Genomic DNA, 15,193 nt, shown 5'->3' on the forward strand with positions numbered 1-15,193 from the left:
TCAGCCCTTGCGATTATAACGGGTCTACTTTCAGGCAGGAAACCGCATGTCGGAAACTGCCTTCGAGAACCGGTCGCGTTTTAGCACATTCCGGCCCGGCCATCGGGCAGCGCGTGCGGAAGACGCAGCCCGACGGCGGGTTAATCGGTGAGGGTAATTCCCCTTCCAGAAGCTGGATGGTTTTATTCTTTTCCAGATCCGGATCGGGGATCGGCACCGCGGACATCAGCGCTCTGGTGTAGGGGTGCAGTGGATTATGGTACACCTCGTCATAGGTGCCCAGCTCCACGGCATGCCCCAGATACATGACCAGCACGCGGTCAGAAATGTGTTTTACCACGGCCAGGTCATGCGCGATGAAGATCAGCGACAGTCCCATTTCGCGCTGCAGCTTCTGCAGCAGGTTAACCACCTGCGCCTGAATGGACACGTCCAGCGCGGAAACCGGCTCATCGCAGATAATCAGCTTCGGTTCGAGGATCAGCGCACGGGCAATACCAATACGCTGGCACTGACCGCCAGAGAACTCATGCGGATAGCGGTTGATGAGGTTTGGCAACAGGCCGACTTTCATCATCATCGCCTTTACGCGATCGCGCACTTCCTGACGAGACATCTTCGGATGATAGGTGCGCAGCGGCTCGGCAATAATCTCGCCGATGGTCATACGCGGGTTAAGTGATGCCAGCGGATCCTGGAAAATCATCTGGATATCGCTGCGCACCTCGCGCCACTCGTCAGGCTTCATGCCCAGCAGATCTTTACCCAGCCAGGCCACTTTACCGTCGGTGGCTTTGACCAGACCGATAATGGCTCGCGCAAAGGTCGATTTACCGCAGCCGGACTCTCCCACCACGCCCAGGGTTTCCCCTTCGTACAGGCGCAGCGTGACGCCGTCCACCGCTTTCAGGGTCTTCGGCGGCTGCCAGAACCACTGTTTGCCGTCTTTAATGTCGAAATGCACTTTAAGATCGGCGATTTCGAGCAGCACGTTGCGTTTTTCATCTAATGCGTTCATACCAGCTCCTCCTGCGGCTTAAAGCAGGCGCGCAGACGGCCTGGTGCAAACTCCTCCAGCGGCGGAGCGCTGTTGCAGATTTCCATCGCGTGCGGGCAGCGCGGCTGGAACGGACAGCCTTTCGGCAGACGCAGCAGGTTTGGCGGGTTGCCCGGAATAGTGAGGAGGGATTCCCCTTCCGCATCCAAACGCGGCACCGCATTCAGCAGACCAATCGAGTACGGATGCGCAGGCTGATAGAAGACATCGCGCGCTTTACCGTATTCCATGGTACGACCGGCGTACATCACCAGCACTTTGTCGCAGATGCCCGCCACCACGCCGAGGTCATGGGTGATCATGATAATCGCCGTGTTGAATTCGCGCTTTAGCTCGTTCAACAGGGTCATGATCTGCGCCTGAACGGTAACGTCCAGCGCGGTGGTAGGTTCATCGGCAATCAGCAGCTTTGGCCGGCACAGCAGCGCCATCGCAATCATCACGCGCTGACGCATACCGCCAGAAAACTCGTGCGGGAACATGCGCATACGCTTACGCGCTTCCGGCATTTTCACCGCATCCAGCATTTTGACCGACTCTTCAAAGGCCTCCGCTTTGCCCAGGCCTTTGTGCAGCATCAGGACTTCCATCAGCTGCTCGCCTACGCGCATATACGGATTCAGCGAGGTCATGGGATCCTGGAAAATCATCGAGATCTGCTCAGCACGCAGCTTGTTCAGCTCGTGTTCCGGCAGATTGAGGATTTCGCGACCGTTGAATTTAGCGGAGCCGCCAATCACGCCGTTAGAGGCCAGCAGGCCCATCAGCGCAAAGGCAGTCTGGGATTTTCCGGAACCGGATTCCCCTACGATACCCAGCGTTTCACCCGCGCGCAGGTTGAAGTTGAGATCGTTGACGGCTGTAACATCCCCGTCCGGCGTTTTAAAGGTCACGCGGAGGTCTTTCACATCCAGCAGAAGACTGTTCTGCTGTTGCACCTGTGGCGCAGTGGCCGTTTCAATAATTGTCATGACGGCGCTCCTTAACGGTCTTTCGGGTCGAGGGCATCACGCAGGCCATCGCCGATAAAGTTAAAACAAAACAGGGTGACGACCAGGAAACCCGCCGGATAAAGCAGCAGCCACGGTGAAACTTCCATCGAGTTTGCGCCATCGCTCAGCAGCGCGCCCCAGCTGCTCAGCGGCTCTTGTGTACCGAGGCCCAGGAAGCTCAGGAAAGATTCAAACAGGATCATGCTTGGCACCAGCAGTGAGGCATAGACCACCACCACGCCCAGCACGTTAGGAACGATATGGCGAACCACGATATTCCCGGTAGATACACCGCCTACCTGTGCGGCTTCGATAAACTCTTTGCGTTTGAGGCTCAGCGTCTGGCCGCGAACGATACGCGCCATATCCAGCCAGGACACCATCCCGATGGCCACGAAGATCAGCAGGATGTTCTGACCAAAGAAGGTCACCAGCAGGATGACGAAGAACATAAACGGGAAGGAGTTCAGGATTTCCAGCAGACGCATCATTACCGAGTCTATTTTGCCGCCGAGATAGCCGGAAAGTGAGCCGTAGAGCGTACCCACGATCACCGCCACCAGCGCGGCAGCAATGCCGACCATCAGCGAGATACGACCACCAATAGCGACACGCACCAGCAGGTCGCGTCCCGAGGAGTCCGTGCCGAAATAGTGGCCTGATTCCATATCTGGCGCGCTGGACATCATGCCCCAGTCGGTGTCGAAATAGGTAAATTGCGACAGCATCGGCGCCAGGGTCACAAACAGCGCGATAATCACCAGAACAACCAGACTGGCAACCGCTGCACGGTTGTGCATAAAGCGACGGCGCGCGTCCTGCCAGAGGCTACGACCTTCTACTTCCAGTTTTTCACTGAAGTTTTCCAGCGCCTCGCTGTTTTTCTTACTCAACATCATGGCGTGCTCCAGCGTTAGTAACGAATTTTCGGGTCGATGACGGCATACAGCACATCGACGATAGCGTTAAAGAGAATGGTCAGCGCACCGACGAGAATCGTCAGGCTCAGTACCAGCGAATAGTCGCGGTTGAGCGCACCGTTAACGAACAGCTGACCAATCCCAGGCAGGCCGTAGATTGTTTCGATAACCATAGAGCCGGTGATGATCCCGACGAATGCCGGTCCCATGTAGGAGAGCACGGGCAACAGCGCCGGTTTGAGCGCGTGGCGGAAGATAATCCGACGCATCGGCAGCCCTTTAGCGCGCGCGGTACGAATGAAGTTCGAGTGCAGCACTTCGATCATTGAACCACGGGTGATACGCGCGATGCTGGCGATGTACGCCAGAGATAATGCCACCATCGGCAAAATCATGAACTTCAATGCCCCGCCGTTCCAGCCGCCGCCAGGCAGCCACTTCAGCGTGATGGCAAATATCATCACCAGTAATGGCGCGACAACGAAGCTGGGTATCACTACCCCGGTCATTGCCACCCCCATTACGGCATAATCCCATTTGGTATTTTGTCTGAGCGCGGCGATAACGCCTGCGGTGACCCCGAAAACGATGGCCAGAATGAATGCCGCAGCACCCAACTTAGCCGAAACCGGGAAGCTGGACGCGACCAGGTCGTTAACGGAATAGTCTTTATATTTAAATGACGGTCCAAAATCGCCGTGGGCCAGCTGCTTCAGGTAATTGAAGTACTGGGTGGAGATAGGATCGTTCAAGTGGTATTTCGCTTCGATATTCGCCATGACTTCAGGCGGCAGCGTACGCTCACCGGTAAATGGACTTCCCGGCGCAAGGCGCATCATGAAGAAGGAAATCGTGATGAGAATAAATAGCGTTGGAATCGCTTCAAGACAGCGACGTAGGATAAATTTCAACATTGCCCGTACCTTCTGGCGTGTGCCTATATTATGTGACGTTGGTTAGACACCGTGGGGCGAGCACGCCCGCCCCACTCATTGCCATTAATGCTTGATAATATACAAGTTTTTAACGTAGATATTATCCATCGGGTCTTTACCGGTATACCCACCTACCCACGGCTTCACCAGACGGGCGTTAACGTAGTAGTAAACCGGAACGATCGCGGAATCTTTATCCAGCTGCTGCTCGGCCTGAGAGTACAGTTCTTTACGCTGTGCTTCGTCAGTGGTTTTCAGCGTGTCGCCAATCAGCTTGTCGAACGCCGGGCTCTTATAGTGAGCGGTGTTGTTCGAGCTGTCGCTCAGCATGGTGTTCAGGAAGGAGGTCGGTTCGTTATAGTCCGCACACCAGCCAGCACGAGCCACATCAAAGGTGCCCTGATGACGGCTGTCGAGGAAGGTTTTCCACTCCTGGTTCTCCAGCTTCACGTTCGCGCCCAGGTTCTTTTTCCAGATTGAGGCAACGGCGATAGCCAGTTTTTTGTGCAGATCGGAAGTGTTGTACAGCAGGCTGAAGGTCAGCGGCTTATCTGCGGTGTAGCCCGCTTCGGCCAGCAGTTTCTTCGCTTCCGCGTTACGCTGTTCCTGAGTCTGTTTGAACCACTCTGGCTCGGTCAGTTTTGCACCATCGGTGTATGGAGGGGTGTAGCTGTACGCAGGCAGATCGCCCTGGTTTTTCACTTTGTTCACGATGATATCGCGATCCAGAGCCAGCTTCAGCGCGGTACGAACACGTACGTCGGTAAACGGTGCTTTCTGGTTGTTGATTTCATAGTAATAGGTGCACAGGTACGGATCGACGTGAACTTCTTTAGGGATCTCTTTTTTCAGTTTCTGGAACAGTTCAATCGGCATGTTGTTATAGGTCATGTCGATTTCACCGCTGCGGTAGCGGTTAACGTCAGTCACTTCGGAAGAGATTGGCAGGTAGGTCACCTGGTCAATGACGGTTTTCGCGTTATCCCAATACTGCGGGTTACGGTCAAGCACCATACGTTCGTTGACCACCCAGTCTTTCAGCTTATAGGCACCGTTGGTGACGATATTGGCAGGCTGCGTCCATTTCTCACCAAATTTTTCCACGGCGGATTTTGGCACCGGAGAAACGGACGGGTGAACCAGCAGCTTATAGAAGTACGGAACAGGTTCGCTCAACGTCACTTCAAAGGTATTGGCATCGATCGCTTTTACGCCCAGGTCGGTAACAGGTTTTTTGCCCGCGATGATGTCATCAATATTTGCAATGTGGCCATATTGCAGGTAGCTCGCATACGGAGAGGCGGTGGTTGGATTCGCCAGACGCTGCCAGCTATAAACGAAATCTTCGGCCGTAACCGGTGTACCGTCGGACCATTTCGCATCTTTACGCAGATGGAATGTCCAGACTTTGAAATCTTTGTTTTCCCATTTTTCTGCTACACCCGGTGCCGGGTGGCCGTCTACGTCTGTCACCAGCAGGCCTTCGAACAGGTCGCGGTTAACGTTAGACTCAGGAACACCTTCAATTTTGTGCGGGTCAAGAGACTGAACTTCCGCACCGTTGTTACGCACCAGCGTCTGTTTCTCCGCCAGTTGAACACCTGCAGGAACGTCCGCAGCCATTGCAGCGTTGCCCGCGATTAGCGCAGTTAAAATCCCCGCCGCTACCAGATTTTTTTTTGTGATGATGGACATTGTGTTGGTACTCCACTCATTATAATGACTGGCCTTCGCCAGCTGTGTAATCCCCTGTTGGGGCCTGTACAGCGCAGGAGTTTTTTTTGCTGCTGTCAGGTTCTTCTTTTACTGCTTGCTATCACCGACTTTTTTATTACTGACCGCTCGTATGGCCGTCTTGCGTCGATTCTTTACAGGCCTCCCCTGTTTGAGGCCTGCGCTGGATATCTGAGAAGAGAACCATATGAAAATAATTCTCATCTGCTTGTTTTATGCTGCAAAATATTAGGCCGGAAAGTATCAAATGGCGTAAACGCGCGCCAATACATTTTGCAAATTTGTTAAGCAATTCTCTTTTACGGTGAGTACCGCATCGTTGAGGGCAGCCCTGCCGGACATCGAACACCACTTAAAAATCATGACATTCAATAAGATAGAGAAAATTTTCTCTACAAGCGCGTCGCTGCGCTATCATCGAGTGATTTTGTACAAAAATTTAACAACTGGTTATTATTTAGCACATTCATCTAGGGGAATGTTGAATTTACTAATATCATTTCGGTTATCTCTCAGCAAGCCCCAGAGTATCATGTGAGTAAAATAACAGATCGATCGAAGGTTTTCTGCGCAGGCGTGTTTGGCGGGAATTAATAACTTGTTGAAATACAAGCAATGAACATTATTAGTAGAATTTATTATGATATGTGAGCATTTCAACTTTAGTTATAGGATTTACTGATAATGACGTAAAAAAACGGAGCCGTGGCTCCGTTCTTTCATACGAAATATCAGTGCAGCAAACCGGGGAAAATGCTTTTAATTCCTGTAACGATGAATTCAATCCCTAACGCCATCAAGAGCAAGCCCATAATACGCGTTATGACGTTAATGCCCGTCTGCCCCAACAGTCGCACCAGCCAGGGTGCCATGCGGAATACTCCCCAACAGCAGAGCGCGAAAAGTGCAATGGCAACGGAAAAGCCAATCAGGTGCATCAGGCTATGGTAACGCGTGCCCCAGACAATGGTTGAACTGATGGCGCCAGGGCCAGCCATGAGCGGCAAGGCCAGCGGCACCACGCCAATACTTTCGCGGATGGCGGTTTCTGACTTCTCCTGCTTGTTTTGTTTATCCTCGCCCAGCTTACCGCTGATCATTGACATGGCGATGGTCACGACCAGGATCCCACCCGCAATGCGGAAAGAGTCAATCGAAATCCCGAAGAGCTGGAGAATGGCGTCACCCAGGAAAAGGGAGGTGAGCAATATGATAGCTACTGACAGGTTAGCGGTGAGGTTGGTCTTATTCCTGGCCGCCGCCGTCTGATAACTCGTCATACTAATGAAGACAGGAATGATCCCCACCGGGTTGACCAGGGCAAACAAACCAATAAAAAATTTAAAATACGTTGGAAAATCAAAGAGCGTTTGGATCACGTTTTGCTCCGCTTATACACATGCCCGGGACTGACACTTTGTCATGAGAAATCGCGCTGAAGATACCCTTTTTATTAGCATACTTCACTCGAAATCTGCGGCAAAACGTTATCATTTCAGGATGTTAAATATATGTATAATCAATGACGGCGCCGCTTCCATTACTTACGTAATTATTTAACACTTGAAAAACCTCAACGAAATAACCCTGCTGAAAGGTATCAGCTTGGGGGAAAATTGACGCAGATCATGATTTCCGTACTCAGAAGTGAGTAATCTTGGTTACGCCCCCAGGGAGATCGCCTGACAAAAAGGGATGATGCTAAGGTAAGGCTCTTTTAGTAAATTAGTGTGCTGACGCAGAAAGTAACTCTTTGTTTTACTTTGTGTTACGCAAGTCGTATCGGCTCTGTCTATACTGTGTGACGTATCGAGCGCTGGTTTACTAAAAGAGTTTAAACATTATCAGGAGAGCATTATGGCTGTTACTAATATCGCTGAACTGAACGCCCTCGTCGAGCGCGTTAAAAAAGCCCAGCGTGAATATGCCAATTTCACCCAAGAACAGGTTGATAAAATCTTCCGCGCGGCCGCACTGGCTGCTGCAGATGCTCGAATCCCTCTCGCTAAAATGGCCGTTGCCGAATCCGGCATGGGTATCGTGGAAGATAAAGTGATCAAAAACCACTTTGCTTCCGAGTATATCTACAACGCCTATAAAGATGAGAAAACCTGTGGCGTGCTGTCCGAAGACGACACCTTCGGTACCATCACCATCGCTGAACCTATCGGCATCATCTGCGGTATTGTTCCGACAACTAACCCAACGTCTACAGCTATCTTCAAATCACTGATTAGCCTGAAGACCCGTAACGCAATCATCTTCTCTCCACACCCACGTGCGAAAGACGCGACCAACAAAGCGGCAGATATTGTCCTGCAGGCGGCGATCGCTGCTGGCGCACCAAAAGATCTGATTGGCTGGATCGACCAACCTTCCGTTGAGCTCTCCAATGCGCTGATGCATCACCCGGACATTAACCTGATCCTGGCGACCGGTGGTCCTGGCATGGTTAAAGCCGCATACAGCTCCGGTAAACCAGCGATCGGTGTGGGCGCCGGTAACACCCCTGTTGTTATCGACGAAACTGCTGACATCAAACGTGCCGTTGCGTCTGTACTGATGTCTAAAACCTTCGATAACGGCGTGATCTGTGCATCTGAACAGTCTGTTGTTGTTGTTGATTCCGTGTACGACGCTGTTCGTGAACGTTTCGCCAGCCACGGCGGCTACCTGCTGCAGGGCAAAGAGCTGAAAGCCGTTCAGGACATTATCCTGAAAAATGGCGCGTTGAACGCTGCCATCGTGGGTCAGCCGGCTTACAAAATTGCTGAACTCGCAGGCTTTACCGTTCCGGCAACAACCAAAATCCTGATCGGTGAAGTGAAAGTTGTCGACGAAAGCGAGCCGTTTGCACACGAAAAACTGTCTCCAACGCTTGCAATGTACCGTGCGAAAGATTTCGAAGACGCGGTAGAGAAAGCCGAGAAACTGGTTGCCATGGGCGGTATCGGTCACACGTCTTGTCTGTACACCGACCAGGATAACCAGCCAGAACGCGTTGCCCACTTCGGTCAGATGATGAAAACTGCACGTATCCTGATTAACACCCCTGCTTCTCAGGGTGGTATCGGTGACCTGTACAACTTTAAACTCGCACCTTCCCTGACTCTGGGTTGTGGTTCCTGGGGTGGTAACTCCATCTCTGAAAACGTTGGTCCAAAACACCTGATCAACAAGAAAACCGTTGCTAAGCGAGCTGAAAACATGTTGTGGCACAAACTTCCGAAATCTATCTACTTCCGCCGTGGCTCACTGCCAATCGCGCTGGATGAAGTGATTACTGATGGCCACAAACGTGCGCTCATCGTGACTGACCGTTTCCTGTTCAACAACGGCTACGCTGACCAGATCACCTCTGTTCTGAAAGCGTCTGGCGTTGAGACAGAAGTGTTCTTTGAAGTTGAAGCTGACCCGACCCTGAGCGTTGTGCGTAAAGGTGCTGAGCTGGCTAATTCCTTCAAACCAGATGTGATTATCGCACTGGGTGGCGGTTCCCCAATGGACGCCGCGAAAATCATGTGGGTCATGTACGAGCATCCTGAAACCCACTTCGAAGAACTGGCGCTGCGCTTTATGGACATCCGTAAACGTATCTACAAGTTCCCGAAAATGGGCGTAAAAGCGAAAATGATCGCGGTAACCACCACTTCCGGTACCGGTTCAGAAGTTACGCCATTCGCAGTAGTAACGGACGATGCAACAGGTCAGAAATACCCACTGGCTGACTATGCACTGACCCCAGACATGGCTATCGTTGATGCGAACCTGGTCATGGAAATGCCGAAATCACTCTGTGCGTTCGGTGGTCTGGATGCGGTAACTCACGCCCTGGAAGCTTACGTTTCTGTGCTGGCATCTGAGTTCTCTGACGGTCAGGCTCTGCAGGCTCTGAAACTGCTGAAGGAAAACCTGCCGGCGTCCTACAACGAAGGGTCTAAAAACCCGGTAGCACGTGAACGCGTTCACAGTGCAGCTACCATCGCCGGTATCGCGTTTGCGAACGCCTTCCTGGGTGTTTGCCACTCTATGGCGCACAAACTGGGTTCTCAGTTCCACATTCCTCACGGTCTGGCGAACGCCCTGTTGATCAGCAACGTTATCCGTTATAACGCTAACGACAACCCAACCAAGCAGACTGCTTTCAGCCAGTACGACCGTCCGCAAGCGCGTCGTCGTTACGCTGAAATCGCAGACCACCTTGGTCTGAGCGCACCGGGTGACCGTACTGCTGCGAAGATTGAGAAACTGCTGGCATGGCTGGAAAGCCTGAAAGCTGAGCTGGGTATTCCTAAATCTATCCGTGAAGCAGGCGTTCAGGAAGCTGACTTCCTCGCTCACGTAGATAAGCTGTCTGAAGATGCATTCGATGACCAGTGTACTGGTGCTAACCCGCGCTACCCACTGATCTCCGAGCTGAAACAGATTCTGCTGGATACCTTCTACGGTCGTGAGTTCAAAGAAGGTGACGTTGCCGCTGTGAAAACAGAAGTTCCTGTCATCAAAGCTGATAAGAAAGCGAAGAAAAGCGCTTAATTAGCAGCAGATGAAAAACCCGCCTTTATGGCGGGTTTTTTTATGTCTGTATAACAAGGCTGGCGTTATTTCCTGTTGTCGTGCTGAATCGCCGTCAGCGAGCCTACCGACAGCGCTTCTTTATAATGCTTACGACAGACTGAAACATAGCGTTCATTACCGCCTATAACCACCTGCTCGCCATCTGCATAAGGTTTCCCGGCCTGGTCGAGACGAAGCACCATGCTGGCTTTGCGACCGCAGAAGCAGATTGTTTTCAATTCGACAAGCTTATCCGACCAGGCGAGCAAATACTGGCTACCGGCAAAGAGCTCACCGCGGAAATCCGTACGCAGGCCGTAACACAGCACGGGAATATCAAGCTCATCGACCACCTCTGAAAGGGCATGAACCTGTTCACGCGTCAGAAACTGGCTCTCATCTACCAGAACACAGTGAATGGGCTGCAAAGCATGTTCTGTACGAATGTCCTCAAACAGATCGGTTTTCGGGTTAAACAGTCTGGCAGGCGACGAGAGCCCTATTCTTGAGCTCACCTTCCCTGCGCCAAAGCGATCGTCAATTTCAGCCGTATAAACAACGCTACGCATCCCGCGCTCCTGGTAATTGTACGAGGATTGCAGCAACGCGGTGGATTTCCCGGCATTCATTGCCGAATAGTAGAAATAAAGTTGTGCCATTGGCCGTAAAACCCTAATCAATGTGTAATATTCCCGATGATTCATTGTACCATAATTTGTCTGGTCATCATCGATGTAGCAAGCTGGGGAAGCGTTTCAGCGCGGAGTTCACAACCTTCTTTTTAAGAAAATAGCCCGTTAAAACATGAGGTAAACTCCTTCTGCCCGGCCAATATGTTATATGTTCAGCCAAACATAACACTGCTTTTTATAGTGGAATCCCCGTTCTTTAAAATTCACTATTTATTAACTATTACTGTCTTAACATCACGCTGGGGAACTAATACAAAAGGCTGATATTTTTCCGCCGCAACTATAATTCCTGCGGTAAATGTCACAAAAAAAAGATGCAATCGGCCGGGTTCTGCCGGGTCACGTGATAACAAACGAGACTGTTGGGTGATGAAATTTAAGTTAGCGTAATTAATAATAGCGGCATTATTTAGTATTTTTTGAATTCCTTACATTCCTGGCTATTGCACAACTGAATTTATGGCTCTATTATTAGGTCAACAAACCACCCCCCATTATAAGTTTGAGATTACTACAATGAGCGAAGCACTTAAAATTCTGAACAACATCCGTACTCTTCGTGCGCAGGCAAGAGAATGCACCCTCGAAACGCTTGAAGAAATGCTGGAAAAATTAGAAGTTGTAGTTAATGAACGTCGTGAAGAAGAAAGCGCAGCTGCTGCTGAAATCGAAGAACGTACTCGTAAACTGCAGCAATATCGTGAAATGCTGATTGCTGATGGTATCGATCCAAATGAATTGCTGAACAGCATGGCTGCAGCTAAAACCGGTACTAAAGCCAAGCGTGCTGCTCGTCCTGCTAAATATAGCTACGTTGACGAGAACGGCGAAACTAAAACCTGGACTGGCCAGGGCCGCACTCCTGCTGTTATCAAGAAAGCCATGGACGAACAAGGTAAACAGCTGGACGACTTCCTGATCAAGGATTAATCCAGCCGTATTCAGAAAAATCCCGCGTAATGCGGGATTTTTTTTAACCTAAATTTGTGGCAAACATCCCCTTACACTCTGTCATAAAGCATTATTTGGCAATTTTAATAACTGTACTTAGAGACAGGTTTCAGAAGTGTTTAGGGCATAAAAAAACCGGTGGGCAGCGCCTCACCGGTTTCGGACATATGTAACCGTGGCTTATTTCTTAATACCTACGCTCTCTTTGAGCCAGGTTTTAAATTCTTCACCAAGAGTATTGTGGCGAATACCATATTCAACAAACGCCTGCATATAACCAAGCTTATTACCGCAGTCATGGCTCTTACCTTTCATATGGTAAGCCTCAACGGTCTCTTTCTCGATCAGCATATCAATGGCATCCGTCAGCTGAATCTCATCCCCCGCTCCTGGAGGCGTTTTCGCCAGCAGAGGCCAGATTTCAGCGCTCAGAACATAGCGACCTACAACGGCCAAGTTTGAAGGCGCTACGTCGGCTTTAGGCTTCTCTACCACGCCAACCATTGGCACGCTTTCGCCCGGATCAAGGTTAACGCCTTTGCAGTCAACCACACCGTATGCCGTCACGTCTTCAACAGGCTCTACCATGATCTGGCTGCTGCCGGTGTCGTCGAAACGTTTGATCATCTCAGCCAGGTTATCCTGAGAAAGATCGGATTCGTATTCGTCCAGAATTACGTCAGGCAGAATTACCGCTACAGGCTCATCACCTACAACAGGATGTGCACACATAACAGCGTGGCCCAGACCTTTAGCCAGGCCCTGACGAACCTGCATAATGGTAACGTGTGGCGGGCAAATAGACTGAACTTCTTCTAACAGCTGACGCTTAACACGCTTTTCCAGCATGGCTTCAAGTTCAAAGCTTGTATCGAAATGGTTTTCGATAGAGTTTTTTGATGAATGCGTAACCAGCACAATTTCAGTGATGCCGGCTGCGATACATTCATTAACGACATACTGGATTAATGGCTTATCAACCAGAGGCAGCATCTCTTTAGGAATTGCCTTAGTTGCTGGTAACATCCTGGTCCCCAATCCCGCTACCGGGATGACGGCCTTTCTGACTTTCGAATTTAGGGCAGCCATTCAAATTCTCCTGAGCTGTTCAAGTTTTGAACTTTTATGCAATAAATAACGCGTTGAGTATATCAGCCTCGCCCCGCAGTTCGGGTCTGAAAAGAACGCGTTGCCGATCAATTAGGATAAATACGCATGAAACTGGGCAGCGATAGTAGCACTCCCCGTAAAACACAGGTAAAGCAATCTTAAAATTAAGATCCAATTGCTTATTCCGTGGACAACATTAAGCGTAGCCGTCCCCCGGCGCCCCAAATTTGGCACTGCCAGGAGGAACAGCGGTGGCTAATTTGATTAAGATACGCCGTTCCCAATGTCCCAAGCGGCACACCGTTACTCACCTCAATATGATGTTCACCGGTATTCAGTGAAGCATTGAGACCTGCTGAAACGAGGATCAGATTCTTTAAACCGCTGTGGTAATAGCCGACCAGCAGCGGGAACTGTCCGGGCAAATTAGCCTGACGAAAAAGCTGGTTTACCTGTTTGAGCAAACTGCCTAACTCCGGCAGCCGTTGTCCCTGATGCGATAACTGTTCCTGCAGCAAACCATTAAATAGCGCGCGAAGAAGCAACGCGGCTAACACGCCATTATCCCCCGCACGGGTGACATCCAGAGAATAAAACGCAAGGTCGGAATCAGATAATGGTGCGATATCCAGCACCAGTCCCGGCTGGTCAGCCGCCACCAGCTGGCGATAATTTACGCGGCAGTGTGAAATAGTTTGCTGTACGGGCGGCTGAAGTTCTTGCAACAGTTTCGCCGCAGCAGGAGGATCACTCACCAGGGCATCCCAGTCCTGGAAAAGACGCTCCTCTTCCTCGACCCGGGAATTAAACATATTCGGATAAAGGCACGCTAAGACCGTTTCTCGCAGCCGGTTCAGATCCTTGACCGGCTTAAGCAGAATATCCTGGACGCCAAGGCGCAATGCTTTGGCGATATCCGCCATATTCTCTGTGGCAGAGATCACCAGAATCGGCGTCTGGTTGCCTTCGTTACGCAGATGTTCAACCAGCTTCAGTCCATTCATGCGCGGCATCTCAATGTCGCAAATCATCAAATCGGGCGTAATACTGATCATTTTTTCCAGGGCGTCGATACCATCTTCAGCGAGTGAAGTGATTGCTCCCAGCGAGGATAACCACGAATCCAGTAGCGATCGGAAAACGGGCTCGTCTTCTACAATCAAAATGTGTTTTCCGGCCAATGGCTGCGTCATGGTTCCTCCCCTGGCTGACAGTAACTAAATAGTGGCATGCGATCGGCACTATCGCCTGTCAGATTTTGCTGAAGTAGTCAAAAAAAGGTGCTTAACGTGCTGTTTGCACAAAAGGCAACAATTCGTCCATTTTCTTTTCGACGGCTAACGAGCCCGCTGCGATGGCGGCCTCAGCCCGATGGAAATCAAGAGTAGAGATTTGCGGACAGTAAGGCTGAATAAGAATATCTGGCGGGTCGCCTGCCATACGATTGCGCTTGAGGCGGTTCTCCAGAACCTGGATTGACGTGGTCATGATTTCTATCGCCGTCGGCGCGGCAACCGAGCGTCGCGCGGCCATGCGCCCGATTCTGCCGCGCAGGCGCTCATGCCAGGCCAGTTTCTCGCCCTCGGCATCTTCGCTCTGGAGATTGACCGGCATGAGGTCCTGCTGCATCAGGTGGGCATCGTGCTGCAGGTCGACGGCAATCACAATATCCGCCCCCATTGCACGGGTCAGAGAGATGGGAACCGGGTTCACGACGCCACCGTCGACAAGCCAGTAACCGTTGTGTGGGACAGGCGCCATGAGCCCCGGCATGCTGCAGGAGGCGCGCACGGCAAGATGGATATCCCCTTCGGTTAGCCACAGTTCACGTCCCGTGCTGAGGTTCGTCGCGACGGCGCCGAAGGGCATCTGACAATCAGTAAAGTCTTCGAGAGGCATCACCTGGCGGAACTGGTTAAAGACGCGTTCGCCGCGCAACAGCCCACCACGCTGCCACGAGAGGTCCATCAGACGCAGGACGTCCCAGTAACTGAAGGAACGCACCCAGGTCTCAAGTTCCGGAAGCTTCCCGCACGCGTAAGCGGAGCCGACAAGCGATCCTATTGAACAACCCGCGACTATATCTACGTCAATGCCCATCTTGTTCAAGGCATTAATCACGCCGATGTGTGACCATCCCCGGGCTGCACCTGAGCCCAGCGCCAGTCCAATTTTAACCTTTCTCATTAGCCCTGTTTTACTTCCCCTGGATTCCTGACATAGCGTCAACGCAACAGCTCAGTTA

At 51.2% G+C, this 15,193-nt stretch carries 12 protein-coding genes; 2 read left to right on the forward strand and 10 right to left on the reverse strand.

Features of this window, described 5'->3' with window-relative positions; translation table 11 throughout:
* Positions 1-13: 13 nt before the first annotated feature.
* From oppF to DFO52_RS03015, 6 genes are all read right to left on the reverse strand, one after another.
* On the reverse strand, positions 14-1,018 hold the full coding sequence (gene oppF, locus DFO52_RS02990) for a murein tripeptide/oligopeptide ABC transporter ATP-binding protein OppF (RefSeq protein ID WP_023312094.1): 1,005 nt from the start codon (positions 1,016-1,018) through the stop codon (positions 14-16).
* Positions 1,015-2,028 (reverse strand): ABC transporter ATP-binding protein, encoded by a 1,014-nt coding sequence (locus tag DFO52_RS02995; RefSeq protein ID WP_133549270.1) that lies wholly within the window; start codon positions 2,026-2,028, stop codon positions 1,015-1,017. The genes oppF and DFO52_RS02995 overlap by 4 nt, the downstream gene beginning before the upstream one ends.
* 11 nt (positions 2,029-2,039) lie before the next feature.
* Positions 2,040-2,948 (reverse strand): oligopeptide ABC transporter permease OppC, encoded by a 909-nt coding sequence (gene oppC, locus DFO52_RS03000; protein ID WP_023312096.1) that lies wholly within the window; start codon positions 2,946-2,948, stop codon positions 2,040-2,042.
* A gap of 14 nt (positions 2,949-2,962) precedes the next feature.
* Positions 2,963-3,883, reverse strand: a complete 921-nt coding sequence (gene oppB, locus DFO52_RS03005; protein ID WP_008502786.1) for an oligopeptide ABC transporter permease OppB — start codon at positions 3,881-3,883, stop codon at positions 2,963-2,965.
* Between the two features lie 84 nt (positions 3,884-3,967).
* Positions 3,968-5,599 carry an oligopeptide ABC transporter substrate-binding protein OppA gene (gene oppA, locus DFO52_RS03010; RefSeq protein WP_038417461.1) on the reverse strand — a complete coding sequence of 544 codons (1,632 nt, stop codon included), beginning with the start codon at positions 5,597-5,599 and terminating at the stop codon, positions 3,968-3,970.
* 770 nt (positions 5,600-6,369) lie between these two features.
* Entirely contained in the window at positions 6,370-7,017 is a 648-nt protein-coding gene (locus DFO52_RS03015; RefSeq protein WP_023312098.1) for a YchE family NAAT transporter, read from the reverse strand.
* Between the two features lie 478 nt (positions 7,018-7,495).
* On the opposite strand from DFO52_RS03015, the gene adhE reads away from it, so the two are divergent.
* Positions 7,496-10,174, forward strand: coding sequence for a bifunctional acetaldehyde-CoA/alcohol dehydrogenase (gene adhE / locus DFO52_RS03020; protein WP_029741682.1), 2,679 nt, complete (start codon positions 7,496-7,498; stop codon positions 10,172-10,174).
* A gap of 65 nt (positions 10,175-10,239) precedes the next feature.
* Here adhE and tdk read toward each other — a convergent pair whose 3' ends face one another.
* On the reverse strand, positions 10,240-10,854 hold the full coding sequence (tdk, locus tag DFO52_RS03025) for a thymidine kinase (RefSeq protein WP_029741683.1): 615 nt from the start codon (positions 10,852-10,854) through the stop codon (positions 10,240-10,242).
* A 549-nt stretch (positions 10,855-11,403) separates the two neighbouring features.
* On the opposite strand from tdk, the gene hns reads away from it, so the two are divergent.
* Complete coding sequence (hns, locus tag DFO52_RS03030) at positions 11,404-11,817, forward strand: histone-like nucleoid-structuring protein H-NS (protein ID WP_008502781.1); 414 nt, start codon at positions 11,404-11,406, stop codon at positions 11,815-11,817.
* 201 nt (positions 11,818-12,018) lie between these two features.
* Here the strand turns inward: hns and galU are convergent, their stop codons facing one another.
* The 3 genes from galU to rssA form a co-directional block, all read right to left on the reverse strand.
* Positions 12,019-12,927, reverse strand: coding sequence for a UTP--glucose-1-phosphate uridylyltransferase GalU (gene galU, locus DFO52_RS03035; RefSeq protein WP_133549272.1), 909 nt, complete (start codon positions 12,925-12,927; stop codon positions 12,019-12,021).
* A gap of 200 nt (positions 12,928-13,127) precedes the next feature.
* On the reverse strand, positions 13,128-14,141 hold the full coding sequence (rssB, locus tag DFO52_RS03040; RefSeq protein ID WP_023312101.1) for a two-component system response regulator RssB: 1,014 nt from the start codon (positions 14,139-14,141) through the stop codon (positions 13,128-13,130).
* 91 nt (positions 14,142-14,232) lie between these two features.
* A complete protein-coding gene (gene rssA / locus DFO52_RS03045; protein WP_029741684.1) occupies positions 14,233-15,135 on the reverse strand; it encodes a patatin-like phospholipase RssA in 903 nt (300 codons plus the stop codon).
* Between the last annotated feature and the right edge of the window lie 58 nt (positions 15,136-15,193).

This window comes from Enterobacter sp. AG326 (genome assembly GCF_004362415.1).
Classification (GTDB): domain Bacteria; phylum Pseudomonadota; class Gammaproteobacteria; order Enterobacterales; family Enterobacteriaceae; genus Enterobacter; species Enterobacter asburiae.